The 15379-nt window shown below is 65.6% G+C and carries 11 protein-coding genes; 3 read left to right on the forward strand and 8 right to left on the reverse strand.

Annotation, left to right across the window (positions count from 1 at the left end):
* Positions 1-40: 40 nt before the first annotated feature.
* The gene (nirD, locus tag QN084_RS18270) at positions 41-403 is read left to right on the forward strand and encodes a nitrite reductase small subunit NirD (RefSeq protein ID WP_069694760.1); all 363 of its coding nucleotides are present in this window, start codon (positions 41-43) and stop codon (positions 401-403) included.
* Here nirD and QN084_RS18275 read toward each other — a convergent pair.
* The 5 genes from QN084_RS18275 to QN084_RS18295 form a co-directional block, all read right to left on the reverse strand.
* Complete coding sequence (locus tag QN084_RS18275; protein ID WP_069694761.1) at positions 400-2181, reverse strand: phospho-sugar mutase; 1782 nt, start codon at positions 2179-2181, stop codon at positions 400-402. The two genes, nirD and QN084_RS18275, sit on opposite strands and share 4 nt — an antisense overlap.
* A gap of 102 nt (positions 2182-2283) precedes the next feature.
* Entirely contained in the window at positions 2284-3909 is a 1626-nt protein-coding gene (locus QN084_RS18280; RefSeq protein ID WP_083261814.1) for a glycoside hydrolase family 32 protein, read from the reverse strand.
* 102 nt (positions 3910-4011) lie between these two features.
* Positions 4012-5613: a glycoside hydrolase family 68 protein gene (locus QN084_RS18285; protein WP_062095802.1), complete on the reverse strand. Its 1602-nt coding sequence runs from the start codon at positions 5611-5613 to the stop codon at positions 4012-4014.
* On the reverse strand, positions 5610-5804 hold the full coding sequence (locus QN084_RS18290) for a hypothetical protein (protein WP_139126740.1): 195 nt from the start codon (positions 5802-5804) through the stop codon (positions 5610-5612). Before QN084_RS18290 ends, QN084_RS18285 begins: the two co-directional genes overlap by 4 nt.
* Positions 5805-6074: 270 nt before the next feature.
* On the reverse strand, positions 6075-6875 hold the full coding sequence (locus QN084_RS18295) for a purine-nucleoside phosphorylase (RefSeq protein ID WP_021471415.1): 801 nt from the start codon (positions 6873-6875) through the stop codon (positions 6075-6077).
* A gap of 144 nt (positions 6876-7019) precedes the next feature.
* Here QN084_RS18295 and QN084_RS18300 point away from each other — a divergent pair, with 144 nt between their 5' ends.
* Positions 7020-8423, forward strand: a complete 1404-nt coding sequence (locus QN084_RS18300) for an NAD(P)H-quinone dehydrogenase (RefSeq protein ID WP_031216200.1) — start codon at positions 7020-7022, stop codon at positions 8421-8423.
* Between the two features lie 17 nt (positions 8424-8440).
* On the opposite strand, the gene QN084_RS18305 is transcribed toward QN084_RS18300, so the two are convergent.
* From QN084_RS18305 to QN084_RS18315, 3 genes are read right to left on the reverse strand one after another with little or no spacing between them, the layout of a single operon-like run.
* Entirely contained in the window at positions 8441-10006 is a 1566-nt protein-coding gene (locus tag QN084_RS18305) for an FAD-dependent oxidoreductase (RefSeq protein ID WP_069694763.1), read from the reverse strand.
* Complete coding sequence (locus QN084_RS18310) at positions 10003-12204, reverse strand: molybdopterin oxidoreductase family protein (protein ID WP_021471412.1); 2202 nt, start codon at positions 12202-12204, stop codon at positions 10003-10005. Before QN084_RS18310 ends, QN084_RS18305 begins: the two co-directional genes overlap by 4 nt.
* The gene (locus QN084_RS18315; protein WP_021471411.1) at positions 12205-13614 is read right to left on the reverse strand and encodes an MFS transporter; all 1410 of its coding nucleotides are present in this window, start codon (positions 13612-13614) and stop codon (positions 12205-12207) included.
* A gap of 292 nt (positions 13615-13906) precedes the next feature.
* Between QN084_RS18315 and QN084_RS18320 the strand changes: the two genes are divergently transcribed.
* Positions 13907-15316: an MFS transporter gene (locus tag QN084_RS18320; protein WP_021471410.1), complete on the forward strand. Its 1410-nt coding sequence runs from the start codon at positions 13907-13909 to the stop codon at positions 15314-15316.
* The last annotated feature ends 63 nt before the right edge of the window (positions 15317-15379 follow it).

The raw sequence follows: 15379 nt of genomic DNA on the forward strand, positions 1-15379 counted from the left end.
TGGAAAGTGCCAGCACCCGGACACTGTGAGAGGGGTTGACATGACCGTAATTCTTGACCGTGCAGAGGACCTGGCCACCACCGGCACATGGCACCGCGTGTGCCCGCTGGATGAGCTTGAGCCGGCGTGGGGCGAGGCAGCACTGATCGACGGCCGCCAGGTAGCGCTGTTCCGTACGGCGCCCGGTGAGGTCTACGCCGTCGTGCAGCAGGACCCCGCCACGTTCGCCAACGTCATGGCACGCGGCATCATCGGTTCCCGGGGCAGCCGGCCCACCATTGCCTCGCCGCTGCACAAGGAGGTCTACGACCTCGAAACCGGCGAGTGCTTCACCAACCCGGAACTGAAACTGGCAACCTTCGCCACGCGCGTCGTTGACGGTTACATCGAGGTTGAACTCTAGAGTCCCAGCGCTTCGCGGACATCCCTGAGGACGTTATCCAGGGATGTCCGCGCTGCCTGGCGGGCAGCAGGAAGTTCCGCCGCCGACTCCACAGCCTGGATGACCTCCAGGTAACACTTCAGCTTTGGCTCCGTGCCGCTGGGCCGGATGATCACGCGGCTCTGGTCCCGCGTCAGGTACAGCAGGCCGTCCGTGGGCGGCAGGGCTTCGCTGCCTTCGGCAAGGTCCGTAAAGACCTCGACGGCGGAACCCCCGAACGCTTCAGGCGGGTTGACCCGCAAGCGGTTCATCATGGCATCCAGCAAACCGAGGTCTGCCACGCGGATGCTCAACTGGTCGCTCGCATGCAGGCCGTGCACAAGGTACAACTCATCGAGGGTGTCAAAAACGGTCTTGCCTTCAGCCTTGGCAGCGGCGGCCATCTCCGCGATCAACACTGCCGCGGAGATTCCGTCCTTGTCCCGGACCAGGTCCGGCGCAACGCAGTAGCCGAGCGCTTCCTCGTACCCGTAAAGCAGGCCCGGAACACGCGAGATCCACTTGAAACCGGTCAGTGTTTCCTGGTGGGCGTAGCCGGCGGTGGCGGCGATGCGGGAGAGCAGCCTGGAGGAAACGATCGAGTTGGCGAAGACTCCCTCGACTCCATCGTCGCCGGCCTTTGCGGTCTCGCCGGTCTTGCCTGCCTCGCCGGCCTTTGCGGCAAGCCGGGCCACCGTGTGCGCTCCCAGGAGGGCGCCCACCTCATCGCCGCGCAGCATGCGCCAAGCCTCGGTGGCAGGGTCCAGCGCGGCTACCGCGGCACGGTCGGCGTCGGGGTCGTTGGCCAGCACGATGTCCGCGCCCAGCTCTTCGGCGGCAGCCAGCGCCAGGTCCAACGCGCCAGGTTCCTCAGGGTTGGGGAACGCGACAGTGGGGAAGTCGGGGTCGGGGCGGGCCTGCTCTGCCACGAGCGTGACGTCATCGAAGCCTGCTGCCTTGAGGACCGAAACGGCAGTATCACCACCCACGCCATGCATGGGAGTCAGGACGATCTTGAGGTCGCGGGCCGGGAAGTGCTCCCTGTCCACCAGCCCGGCGACGGCGGCTTCGTAGTCCGCAGCGATCGATTCCGGCAGTACCGTCCAGCCGTCCCCGGCCAGGACAATCGAGGACAGCGGACCCACGGCATCGATTTTCGCCGCGATTTCAGCGTCGTAAGGCGCGACGATCTGTGCTCCCCGGCCGCTTTCCGGCACTGCATGCCGTCCCAGGTACACCTTGTAGCCGTTGTCCTGCGGAGGGTTGTGGCTGGCTGTGACCATCACGCCGCCGTCGCAATCCAGGGCGCGGACCGCATAGGCGAGGATCGGCGTCGGGAGCGCTGCCGGCATGAGGAACGCTTCTATGCCGGCGGCAGCGAAGATGGCTGCCGTTTCCCGGGCGAAGATGTCGGAGTTGTGGCGGGCATCGAAACCGACGACGGCGCGCGGCCGGGTTCCCGGCGAAGCCGCACCAACCGCGTCAACCAGGAAAGCCGCCAACCCTGCGGCGGCACGGCGCACCACCACCCGGTTCATGCGGTTCGGTCCTGGCCCCAGCGCTGCACGGAGGCCGGCCGTGCCGAACTGCAGTGTGCCGCTGAAGCTGTCTCCGAGCTCTTGTGCCGCCACCGCGTCACCTTCGGAGGCAAGGGTGAGCAGGTCGTGGAGCGTCGCGGATGTGGCTGGATCCGGGTCCTCGTTAGCCCACTGGCGGGCGTCGCGGATCAGCTGTTCAAGTGCGGCATCGCTCGAGGTCATAAGCACAAAACTATCCTCAATCCGGCCCTGACAGGCAACGAGGGGTGAGATCCCGGCATTACGGGGAGTCGTAAATGCCGGGATCCCACCCCTCAGCGCACACTAGAGAGCCCGCGACCGCACCGCGAACGCGGTCTCGCCCTCCATGCTGAAGACGGAGGCGCCAACGTGGTCCCAATCCGGGAAGAAGGTATCGGTGACCACGGCCTGGCCGTCCTGGGCGAAGACCTCCACGGAGGACGTATCCAGGAGGATCCGCAGCCGCACCTTCCCGTCCGCAGGGCGTCCCGTCACCTGGTGATAGGGGCTGAACTTCTCGGAGAAGTTGCTGGTTCCGGCGTTTGAGCGGTCCACCTTGAGGGTGCCGGAGTCCTTCTCATACGAGATCCGAAGGCCGTCTTGGGCGTCGGGGGAGTGCCGGAGCAGGATCCCCGCTTCCCTGGCCGTGCCGAGGTCCAGTTCGAGGTCGATCAGCTGGGTTCGCGCGGCGAAGTCCGTCCCAAGATCTTCACTTCCGGAGGACACGGTGAGGTCCTTGCTCGTTTCCTCACCGCGCTCCAGGACCTCCCGCGCTGCAGCGGCGATGCCGGAGCGCAGTTCGAACCGTTCTTCACCGCGCACCAAGGTCAACTCACGCGGGATCGCCATGGCACCGCGCCACGGTGTGGTGGGGACGTGCTGGGCGTAGTCCCAATTGCCCATCCAGCCAAGCAGCACCGGCTTGCCGCCGGGAGCTCCGGAAACGGAGTTCGCGGCGTAGTAGTCGGCGCCGTAGTCCAGCCATTGCGATTCCTGCAAAGGAGCATCCGGCGCAGCGGCGTCCTCGGCCATAAACCGTGTGCCGTCGAATTCGCCGACGAAGTACTGCATGCCCGATCCTCCGGCAATGCCGCCGGGGTTGATGCTGAGCAGCATGACCCACTTCCTGGCCGTGGAGCCTTCGACGCTCATCTGAAGGAGTTCGGGCACTTCCCACAGCCCGCCCTGTGCTCCGACGCCGGAGAAGTCGCTCAGGAAGTCCCAGTGCAGGAGGTCGGTGGACTTGAACAGTTTGACGACCTGCGCGTCGGCCACCACGGTGGTCATGACCCAGTAGCGGCCGGGCTCGTACCAGGTGACTTTGGGATCGCGGAAGTTATTGTTGGTGGGCTCGAGGTTCAACACGGGATTGCCGCGGTGCTTTTGCCAGGTGGTTCCGCCGTCGGTGCTGTACGCGGCCGACTGCGCCTGCGCTCCTTGGGGAAGCGCCCCGTTCTTGCCGTAGGCGCTGGTGTAGAGGGCCACCAGGGGCGGGTTCTGTGCGGAGCCAAGGCCGGAGGCGTTGTTGGTATCCACCACGATGCAGCCGGAGAAGATTTCCTCGTCCACGCTGGCCTCCATGGCCACGGGCTGCTGTTCCCAGTGCACCAGGTCCTTGCTGGTGGAGTGGCCCCAGGACATGTTGCCCCACGAGTTTCCGCGCGGGTTGTACTGGTAGAAGGCGTGGTAGGTGCCGTCGTGGTACACCAGGCCGTTGGGGTCGTTAAGCCAATTCTTTTCGGCTGTCAGGTGGACCGCCGGGCGCCACGGATCCGAAGCGGACGGCCTGGGACCTCGGGAGGCCGGGGCCGGCGTCGGGCTTTCACTGCCGCGCGGAGGCGTGCAGGAGGCGGCCGCGAAGGACACCACGACGGCGGCGCTTGCCGCCAGCAGGTCGCGGCGGGACAGGTGATGGCTGGGAGAAGTCATGGGGAAGATCCTGGGGTTGGGGGGTGGCTGGTGTGCCCGGAGGTGATGGTCCGGGCACACTAGCCGTGGCTCAGGGCCGGTCTTGCCGGCCGGTGGCCGGTGTTACTTGTAGAGGCCTTCGCCGCCCACGCGCTTGTTGGTGGGCAGGTAGCCGAACGGGCCGAGGCCGTTCTTGCCGAAGCTGCGGTCCACCTGTGTCACGCCGGCCTTGAAGTTCATCTTCACGGTGGGGGACAGGGAGCCGCCGCGGACGCCGTCCACGTTGTCGATGAACGACTGCACCAGGCCGCCGGGCTGGACGTAGTGCGAGTACGCCTGGAACTGCCGGCCGTTCTGGCGCGGGTCCGGACCCTCGGGCGCGTTCGCGGGCATGTTCAGGTCCGTGGGGGAACCCAAAGCCAAACCGCTGTTGTTGACCGGCTGGTAGTCGGAGCGGACGCCGTCGCCGACGAAGCCGTAGACGCCATCGGGGCCCCGCATGCCGTCCGCGTAGGTGAACTGGTGGCTGATGGTGAACAGGTAGTACTTGTTCTTGCCGTTCTCGTTCTGGATGTAGATCTGCGGGCGCTCAGTCTGGTCGTTGACGCAGTTGGCGGACAGGATCGGCGGCAGGAAGCTCCACTTGGTGAGGTCCTTGTTGTCCGCCACAGCCAGTCCCACGTTCGCGGTCTGGTACCAGGCGCCGGTGGTGCTGTTCACCTGGTCCACGGTTTCTGCGTGGGGATCGCCCGGGCGGTAGCCGAGGTCTTCCTGCTTGCACTTGTACGCGCCGCGGTTTCCGCCGGTGTTGCCTTCGAACACCATGAAGGTCTTGCCGGGGTGTGCCGGGTCGGCGAAGGTGTACGGATCACGGAAGGCGAACCCCGGGTTCTGGGCTTTGTTCTGGTATAGCTTTCCATCCGGCTCAAGCAGCTTTGTGTGCTGGAAACCGTCGAACGTCACGCCGTCCTTGGTGGCGTGGATGTTCCCCAGGGCCTTGGCGATGACGGCGTCGGGAGCAATTCCGCCGCCGCCGGCGTTCCGCTCAGCCACATCGTAGAAGGTGGTGGCCGTGTAGAAGACGTTGATCTTGTTGCCCTGCATCAGGCGCGTGGAGCCCGACCATTCCGTGTTGCCGATGGACGTGTTGTCCAGGAACAGGTGTCCGCCGTAGTTCCACTTGTCCTTGGCGGGGTCGGCGTTGGTCTTGCGGAAGAAGTAACCGATCCGTGCGTTCCAGTGGCGCTGGTCGAAACCGTAACCGGCGTGGCGGTCAGCGACCAGAGAGAAGATGACGTCCCAGCCCTTGTAGCTGATCTGGTTGGCATTCTCGTCAGTCAGGGACCAGGTGTCCCAGACCCACACGTCGTCGTTCATGGCGGGGAAGTCCTTGGGGATTTCCGGCATGGTGACGTTGGGGCTCATGGAATTCTGTCCCGGAGCAACGTTGGGGTTGCTCTGCGCCATGATCTGCTTGGCGTCGGCGCGGGTCCACTTGGACGTAAAGTCGGCTGCCGGATCGTAGGCCTGCTGCGTGTGGACGGTCGGCAGCGGGAAGCCGGGGGTGGATGCCGGCATGGTGCTCGACGGCGGATCGGCAGGGAGGTTGGCCTGTGCGGCAGGCGTTACCAGCAGGATGCTGGCGGCAACGCTTGCCGCCGCTGCGACGGCGGCTGCCTTTCGCAAACGGCGGCGCGGCCGTAACGGGCTTGGGTGCGTGTTCATGCTTGCTCTTCTCGCGGAGTGTTGGACTTCGTGGAGGCAAGGATTCCCTTGATGAGGGAGTCCTCAGCCGAGGCGTCCGTCGATCCGCTGGTGGCGTCATCGAGGGACGCCATCGTTTCGAGGTGCGGCGGGCCGGATTCGGTGACCGCCGGAGTTGTCCCGGCACGTCGACTTACCGGAACTGTCTCCACGCTAAACACGTGTGAGGCGCGAGTGCAAAGCCTGTTTCTCCCTCCCAAAGGCGGCGGTGGCCTTGGTAGTGCAAGCGCTTACATTGCCAACACGCGCGCGTGCCACGGATGAAGGCGGGGAATCAAATGTTGCGTCTTAAAGCAGATTTATTCCGGGACTCTCCTGACCCCCATCACCCAACTAGGTCGCAGTAGTGCGGGTTTTGAACGTTCTAAACGCGCACTATTGCGACCTAGTTGGGTGCGTACTGCAGATTTGTTGGTCGTCCGCTACAGCTTCGCGATGATTCCCGCCAGCAAGGTCGAGATCCGCTTGCCTGCCGCTTCGCCCGCTTCCAGGACTTCGGCGTGGCTCAGGGGCACGGGGCTGATGCCCGCGGCGAGGTTGGTCACCAGTGAGATGCCGAAGACCTCCATGCCGGCGTGCCGTCCCGCGATGGCTTCCAAGGCCGTGGACATGCCCACGAGGTCGGCGCCGATTCGCTTGGCGTACTGGACCTCGGCCGGTGTCTCGTAGTGCGGTCCGGTGAACTGTGCGTAGACGCCTTCCTGCAGGGAGGGGTCCACTTCACGGGCCAGGTCGCGGAGCCGTGCGGAGTAGAGGTCAGTGAGGTCCACGAAGGTGGCGCCCTCCAGGGGAGATGTGGCGGTGAGGTTGATGTGGTCGCTGATCAATACGGGTGTGCCGGGCTTCCAGTCCTCATTGAGTCCCCCGCAACCATTGGTGAGGACCAGTGTCTTGCACCCCGCGGCTGCTGCTGTCCGAACGCCGTGGACGACGGAACGGACGCCCCGGCCCTCGTAATAGTGCGTCCGCGCGCCCAGGACCAGTGCGCGCTTGCCCTCGGTGGTGAGGACCGAACGGATGGTGCCCACATGGCCAACCACAGCGGGCTTGTGGAAGCCCGGAACCTCCGAGGCATTCAACGTGGCGGTGGTCTCGCCGATCAGGTTGGCGGCCTCAGCCCAACCGGAGCCCAAAACCAGGGCGACGTCGTGGGACTCGACGCCGGTCTCGGACGCGATGTAGTCGGCGGCGGCTTTGGCGGCTTCGAAGGGGTCTGTGTTCATCAGCTCAGTGTTACTCACTGGTACAAGCTACCTTGCGCGCGCGCCAAACCGGTAGGGACGCGTCCGGCCTCATCCGGGGCTGCCATGGAGGGTGAGGCAGGGCTGACTGGCAGCATGGGCATGGATACGCGAGAATTGGGAATTGTGACCACCCAAGTTGATTTCAGTTCCCCCCGAATCGCGATCCTGGGAGGTGGTCCCGGCGGATACGAAGCTGCCATGGTGGCTGCCTCCCTCGGTGCGAAAGTCACCATCATCGAGCGGGCCGGCCTCGGCGGCTCCGCGGTGCTGACCGACGTCGTGCCCTCCAAGACCCTCATCGCCACCGCAGACCTGATGACGCGCGTCAGCGAAGCCGATGAGCTGGGCGTCAAGTTTGACGATTCCGCGTCCAAGCCCCATGCAGACCTCAAACACATCAATGACCGCGTCCTCAACCTTGCGCGGGGCCAGTCCAACGACATCCGCGCAGGCCTCGAGCGCCTGGGCGTTGACATCGTCATCGGATCCGGAAAGCTGCTGGACAACAACACCATTGAGGTCCTCACCCTTGAGGGCACGCGCACTATCGACGCAGACGCCATCCTCCTGGCCGTCGGCGCCCACCCCCGCGAACTTCCAACGGCAAAGCCCGACGGCGAGCGCATCCTGAACTGGGCGCAGATCTACAACCTGGACGAACTCCCCGAGGAACTGATCGTGGTGGGTTCCGGTGTCACGGGCGCCGAGTTCGCGTCTGCCTACAACGGCCTGGGTTCCAAAGTCACGCTGATCTCCAGCCGCGACCAGGTCCTCCCGGGCGAGGACACCGATGCCGCCAAGCTCCTTGAAGGTGTTTTTGAACGTCGCGGCGTGCGCGTTCTGTCCCGTTCCCGCGCCAACGCGGTTGAGCGGACGGACGACGGCGTGAAGGTCACCTTGGGTGACGGATCGGAAGTGACAGGCTCCCACTGCCTGGTGTGTGTTGGTTCCATTCCAAACACCGCAGGGATCGGTCTGGAAGAAGCCGGCGTGGCCGTGACGGAGTCCGGGCATATCAAGGTTGACGGTGTTTCCCGCACCACCGCCCCCAATATCTACGCTGCCGGCGACTGCACGGGTGTTTTCGCTTTGGCTTCCGTCGCCGCAATGCAGGGCAGGATCGCCATTGCCCACTTCATGGGTGACGGCGTGAAGCCCCTCAAACTCAACCAGGTGGCTTCCAACATCTTCACGTCCCCGGAGATCGCCTCCGTGGGTGTGTCCGAGGCGGATCTTGCGTCCGGCAAGTACCAGGGCGATGTTGTGATGTTGTCCCTGCTGAGCAATGCACGTGCCAAGATGCGCAACACCAAGGATGGCTTCGTCAAGATCATCGCCCGCAAGGGTTCCGGCACTGTCATTGGCGGCGTCGTGGTGGGGCCGAACGCCTCCGAGCTGATTTTCCCGATCTCCGTGGCCGTGGCGCAGAAGCTCCACGTGGACGACGTCGCCAGCACTTTCACGGTGTACCCGTCGCTGACCGGATCCATCTCGGAAGCCGCCCGGCGCCTGCACGTACACATGTAGCCGGCGGCGGGCCAGGCTCAGGCAGCCGCCGCCTGGAAGTGCTTCTCGATGAGTCCCTTGATGTCATCGTGGCAGCCGCCGCATCCGGTTCCGGCACGGGTGGCCTTGGAAACCTCGGCCACGGTGGAGCACCCGTCCTCCACGGAATCCCCGATGCTGGCTGCGCTTACTCCTGCACACCGGCACACCGTGCGTTGGGGGTCGTTGCTGGTGGTGGCCCCGGCGTCCAGCTGGTCAGGTCCATCCAGGCGCAGCAGCAGCGAGCGGTCCGCCGGGAGTTCCGAGGCACGCTCGAAAAGCACCACCAGCTCGGCCGCGGTCCGGGGCATTCCGACGGCGACGAGCCCTTCCAGCACTCCGCCGCGGGTGGTCATCTTGACGTAGCGTCCGTGTTCGGGATCCGCCCACTGGGAAACTTGCCGGCGGGCGCGTCCCGCCACGGCCCCGGCTTCGAGGAGTTCGTCATCCCAGGGATCGGCCTGGTTGTCTCCGGCCAGGGCCAGGTTGATGCCCCGGGCTTTCAGGACAATAACACCCGGCTTCTCGATGGCGAGCGGTTCAAGGGCATCGGCTGCCTCCTGGCCGTCGCGTGCCAGGACCAGCAGGTAGTCGGCCAACCACTCGGCCTGGCGCCACCCCGGTCCCACCAGGCCGGAAGGACCGCCGGCTGTCCGGCACTCAACGCAGGAAGCATCAGGGCAGCGCACTTCCGCGCAGTCGCCGATGGCGAACATGTGGGGTTCGTGATACGTGCGCAGGTGGTGGTCAACCAGGATTCCCGTGCCGACCGGAAGGCCGCAGCCCTCGGCCAGCCCGATGCGCGGACGGACGCCGCAGGACAAAACCAGGAGGTCGCCGTCGATCGCGGAGCCGTCGTCCAGGAGCAAGGCTGAGAACGAACCGTCAGGACCAGACGTTTCCACTGCGGTGGAGCGGGCATTGCCGGCCATGCGGACGCCGCTGGCCCGCAGGCTGTTGGTCAGGACCGATCCGCTGCCGCGGTCGATGCTGCGGCCCAGGGGGAAGGGGCCGTTGTGCACCACCGTGGCCTGCGCCCCTTCTTCCGAGGCAGCGAGGGCCGTCTCCAGGCCGAGCACGCCGCCGCCGAGGACTACCACCCGCTTGCGTCCGGCTACAGCTTCGCGCAGGACGGCGGCGTCATTGAGGTCCCGGAGGGTGATCACGCCCGGGGGCAGCACCGGCCCGGCAGGATCCGGGTTCAAGCCCGTCAGGTTGGGGATGACGGGCCGTGATCCTGTCGCGAAGATCAACCGGTCATAGTGTTCGGCGGAGCCGTCCGACAGCACGACGTGCTGCCGGGCCCGGTCGATCCGGCGGACCTTGGTGCCCAGGCGGACCTGAACCCCGGCAGCCTCCAGCTCCGCGGCGTCGGCCATTGCCAGTGCCTCCACCGAAGTACGCCCCACGCCCAGTTCAGCCACCATCACGCGGTTGTAGGCAGCTTCGGCCTCCTGCCCAACAACCAGCAGTTGCACCAGGCCGGAGCGGACGGCAGGAACCAGTTCTTCCACCAACCTCGCGGCCACGGGGCCGAATCCAACAACAACAATGCGCTCGCTCATGAAGCCTCCTTGGAGTGCAAGGGCAGTCCCGCATCCGCAAGGACCGCGGGAACCGGGGTGGACGCTGCCCGCCGGACCCATACCCGGCTGGTCTTGAATTCCGGCATGCCGGAGATGGGGTCGGTCGCGGCCTCCGTGAGCCGGTTGGCGTTCTCCTGGCCGGGGAAGTGGAACGGCAGGAACACGGTGTCGGGCCGCACGGCGTTGCTCAGTTCGGCGCGGCACAGCACTTCGCCGCGCTCGTTGGTCACGGTGGCGTAGTCGCCGTCGGTGATCCCGCGTGAAGCAGCCGTAGCAGGATGGATCAGCAGCCGGACCTGGGGTTGGGCGGCCAACAGCTCCGCAACGCGGCGGGTCTGGGCGCCGGACTGGTAGTGCTCCAGGAGGCGGCCGGTTGCCAGGGCCAGCGAGTCATCAGCAAACGAGCGAACGGCCCGTTTGGACGGAGTTACCGGGACCATCACGGCCCGGCCATCCGCATGGGCAAAACCGTCGGTGAACAGCCGGGGCGTGCCATTGCTGCCCACGGGGTAGGGCCAGTACGCAGCCTCGCCGCGGTCCAGCATGGCGTAGTCGATCCCGGAGTAGTCGGCCAGCCCGCCGGCAGAGGCCTGGCGGAGTTCGCTAAACACCGTCCCGGGGTCGTCGCTGAACGTTGAAGGAGCCTGAAGCAATTCCGCGAGCCTTGCCATGAGCCACAGCTCGCTGCGGACGCCCGGGGGAGGGGTCAGCGCGCGCCGGCGCCGGATGACCCGCCCCTCGAGGTTGGTCAGGGTGCCTTCTTCTTCCGCCCACTGGGTCACGGGAAGCACCAGATCGGCTTCCAAAGCCGTCTCCGACATGAAGAAATCGCACACTACCAGGAAGTCGAGGGCACGCAGCCCGGCAGTGACGGCATTGGTGTCCGGCGCCGAAACCACCACGTTGGCGCCATGCACAAAAAGGCACCGGACGCCGTCGGGCTTTCCCAGCGATTTAAGAAGTTCGACGGCGGGCAGGCCGGGTCCGGGGATCAGCGACTCATCGATGCCCCACACCCGGGCGACGTGGGCGCGGGCGGCGGGGTCGGTGATTTTGCGGTAGCCGGGGAGCTGGTCTGCCTTCTGGCCGTGTTCCCGGCCCCCCTGGCCGTTGCCCTGCCCGGTGAGGGTGCCGTAGCCGCTGCGGGCCGAGCCGGGCAGGCCCAACAGCAGGCTGAGGTTGATGGCGGCCGTGGCGGTGTCAGTACCGTCGACGTGCTGTTCCACGCCCCGGCCGCTGAGGATGTAGCTGCCCCCGGCACGTGCGCCCTGTGCCAGCCGCCGGGCGGTTTCGCGGATGAGGTTGGCCGGAACTCCGGTGATCGTTTGGACGCGCTCCGGCCAGAAAGCGTTCAAGCTGCGCACCACGGAGGCGTAGCCGGAGGTCTTCTCCTCCACAAAGGCCGAATCCACCAGGCCTTCATGGACCACCACGTGGCTGATGCCCAAAAGGAGGGCCAAATCGGTACCGGGCGTCGGCTGCAAATGGAGGCCGCCGCCGTCGGACGTGAACGCGGCAGTCGCCGAGCGGCGGGGGTCCACCACAATCAGGCCGCCCGCGTCGCGTGCGCCCTGGAGGTGCTGGACGAACGGAGGCATGGTTTCGGCGACGTTGGAGCCGAGCATCAGGATGACCGACGCGGAATCAAGGTCGGCCACCGGGAACGGCAGCCCCCGGTCTACGCCGAAGGCGCGGTTCCCGGCAGCCGCTGCGGAGGACATGCAGAACCGGCCGTTGTAGTCGATCCGTGAGGTGCGGAGGGCCAGCCGGGCGAACTTGCCCAGCATGTAGGCCTTCTCGTTGGTGAGGCCGCCCCCGCCGAAGACTCCTACGGCGTCGTTCCCGTACTGCCGCTGCGTATCCTTCACGGCAGCCACGATCAGCGCCAGGGCCTGCTCCCAGGAGATGGGCTGGTGGACGCCGTCGGACCCTTTCAGCAGCGGTTCCGTGACCCTGCCGTTGTGGTTCAACAACGACGCCGACGTCCAGCCTTTGCGGCACAGCCCCCCACGGTTGGTGGGAAAGTCGCGTCCGGAAACGTCAAGGGGCGCGGTGGGCTTGGCAGGCTCTGCGGCGGGTGCGGGCGCTGCCCCCGCCCCGTGGTCCGGGGCAGGAGTCAGCGTCATGGCGCACTGGAGCGCGCAGTAGGGGCAGTGGGTATCGGCGCCGTTGGGCATCTAGATGTGTCCGATCATGTTGCGCTTCCGGGCGGGACGGATGTAGCAGGCCCAGCACACGGTGAGCATCAGGACGTACGCTGCGACGAATCCGTAGAAAGCCGGGGTGTAGGAACCGGAGGCGGTGTTGGAGGCATTGAGCACCTGGGGGATCACGAATCCGCCGTAGGCGCCGATCGCGGAGATCAGGCCCAGGGACGAGGCCGCGAGCCGGGCGGTTTCAGCGCTGCCGGCGCCGGAGCGGGCGGCCCGGCTGGAGGTCGCGAAGATGACCGGGATCATCCGGTAGGTGGCACCGTTTCCGAAACCGCTGGAGACGAAGAGCAGGAGGAACAGGCCCAGGAAGAGCCAGAAGTTCTTCAGCGGCAGCGTCCAGATCATGGTGAGCGTGATGACGGCCATGGATGCGAAGGCCGTGATGCTCATCCGGGCTCCACCCATCCGGTCGGCCATCCGGCCGCCGTAGGGACGGGCCAGGGAACCGACCAGCGGGCCGAGGAACGCCAGGGAGAGCGCCACCGCTCCGACGTGGATGGAGGAAAACTCCGGGAAGTAGTCCTTGATGAGCTTGGGGAAGACGCCTGCGAAGCCGATGAACGAACCGAAGGTGCCGATGTAGAGGAACGCCATGATCCACAGATGCGGTTCCTTCAGCGCCGCAACGGATCCGGCGATGTCCCCCTTGGCGCTGGTGAGGTTGTCCATGTACTTCCATGCACCGAACGCCGCGACCAGGATCAGCGGGATCCAGATGAGGCCGGCCATGGGGAGGTTGACGGTTCCGGCGGCCAGTACCGTGACGGCGATGGGAACAACCAACTGCGCGACGGCGGCACCCAGGTTTCCGCCGGCGGCGTTCAGGCCCAGCGCCCAGCCCTTCTCGCGGGCGGGGTAGAAGAAGGTGATGTTCGCCATCGAGCTGGCGAAGTTGCCGCCACCGAAGCCTGCGAGGGCTGCCACGAGGAGCATGACTCCGAACGGCGTTTCCGGGTTGGAGACGCACATGGCCAGGCCCGAGGCGGGGATGAGGAGGAGCAGGGCTGAAACGATGGTCCAGTTCCGTCCGCCGAACTTGGGAACCATGAACGTGTAGGGGATGCGGAGGGTGGCTCCTACCAGGCTGGGGATGGAGATGAGCCAGAAGATCTGGTTGGTGTCGAAAGCGAAGCCGGCGGCGGGAAGCTGGACGACCACGATCGACCAGAGCTGCCAGACAACAAAGCCGAGGAATTCGGCGAAGATGGACCAGTACAGGTTGCGCTTGGCGATGGACCGGCCTGCGGCCTCCCACTGCTCCTTGTTCTCGGCATCCCAGTTGGCGATCCAGCGGCCGGGGCGGTGTTCAAGGGCGGGGGTGGTGGTCGCAGTGGACTGGTGGGGTGCCAGTTCTGCGGTGCGGTCAACAGTCACGGGAGTGCCTCCTTGGTGGGGGACGTTGTGCTTCCAAGGTAGGTTTCGCGCATTTCGCGGACCGTCGCCCTTTGTAAACGTGCTGTGACATTTCCCTATCTGCGGCATCACGGATGCGTGAGACGATGGTGAGGTTGTGGCGCGGCCCACAGGGTGAGATTTTCCAGCCTGTCCGAATGGCGGACGTGATTGTCCAGTCGATGGACTGCGGGAACTATTATTGAACCCTCAAATACGCCTTCGCCGGCAGCCCGCCTGGTGCGTGGCCGGCGTGAACGAAAGCTGCATTTACATGTCTTCCACCGCTACATCCCAGGGAAGCGGGTCCACTGCACCGGTGAACTCGCGGGGACGGGTGATCGTTGCCAGCCTCATCGGCACGACCATCGAGTTCTACGACTTCTACGTCTACGCCACAGCCGCAGTGCTGGTCTTCCCCAGCCTGTTCTTCCCGAACCTGAATGCCACCACTCAGCTCCTGAGCTCCTTTGCCGTCTTTGGCGTGGCCTTCGTAGCGCGTCCCCTCGGCTCCATCGTGTTCGGCCACTTCGGTGACAAGTTCGGCCGCAAGGGAACACTCGTGGCGTCCCTGCTCACCATGGGCATCGCCACGTTCCTGATCGGTTGCCTCCCCACCGCCGAAGTCCCCGGGTGGACCATCCTGGCTCCGGCGCTGCTGGTGGTCATGCGCTTCGCGCAAGGCCTTGCGCTGGGCGGAGAGTGGAGCGGCGCCGCCCTGCTGGCCACCGAGAACGCACCCGCCAACAAGCGCGCCATCTACGGCACCTTCCCCCAGCTGGGAGCCCCCATCGGCTTCATCCTGGCCAACGTCATCTTCCTGGTGTTCAGCTACACCCTGTCCCCGGAGGCCTTTGCGGCATGGGGCTGGCGCGTGCCGTTCCTGCTCAGCGCCGTCATGGTGATCATCGGACTCTACGTCCGGCTCAAGCTCATTGAAACTCCCGCTTTCACCAAGGTGGTGGAGTCCAACGAGGTGGCCAAGCTGCCCATCGGCCGCGTTTTCAAGAGCAGCTGGCGCGAACTGATCCTTGGCACGTTCATCATGTTGGCCACCTACGTGCTCTTCTACCTGATGACCACGTTCACGCTTACCTATGGCACCAAGCCCACCCTCGAAGGCGCCCAGGCGGCTGCGGAGAAGGCCGGCAAGCCCATGACCGAAGCCGCAGCCGCGGCATTCATTCCGGGCCTCGGCTACACCCGCAACGACTTCCTGTGGATGCTGATTGCCGGCGTCGTGTTCTTCGGCATCTTCACCCTCGTGGCAGGACCGCTCGCCGAAAAGTTCGGCCGCCGCAAGATGCTCATGGCCGTGACGGCCGGCATCCTCCTCTTCGGCCTGCTCTTCGTTCCGCTCTTCAGCGGAGGGTTCGTGGGAACCATGGGACTGTTGATCATTGGCTTCACCCTGATGGGCCTGACCTTCGGACCTATGGGTGCGCTCCTGCCGGAACTGTTCCCCACCAACGTCCGTTACACGGGCTCGGCAGTCAGCTACAACGTCTCCAGCATCCTGGGTGCGGCCGTGGCCCCGTTCATTGCCGTGTGGCTCTGGGAACTCGGCGATGGCAGCACGTTCTGGGTAGGTGTCTACCTGAGCATCATGTCCGTCCTCACCCTCATCGCGCTCTTCCTGTCTAAGGAAACGCGGGACACGGACTACGAAAACAACGTCGCCTAAGCAGCCCAATAACGACGCCGGCCCCGCACCGTTTGGTGCGGGGCCGGCGTCGTGATGGGGTAC

This window comes from Paenarthrobacter sp. R1 (assembly GCF_030264015.1).
GTDB classification, from domain to species: domain Bacteria; phylum Actinomycetota; class Actinomycetes; order Actinomycetales; family Micrococcaceae; genus Arthrobacter; species Arthrobacter ureafaciens.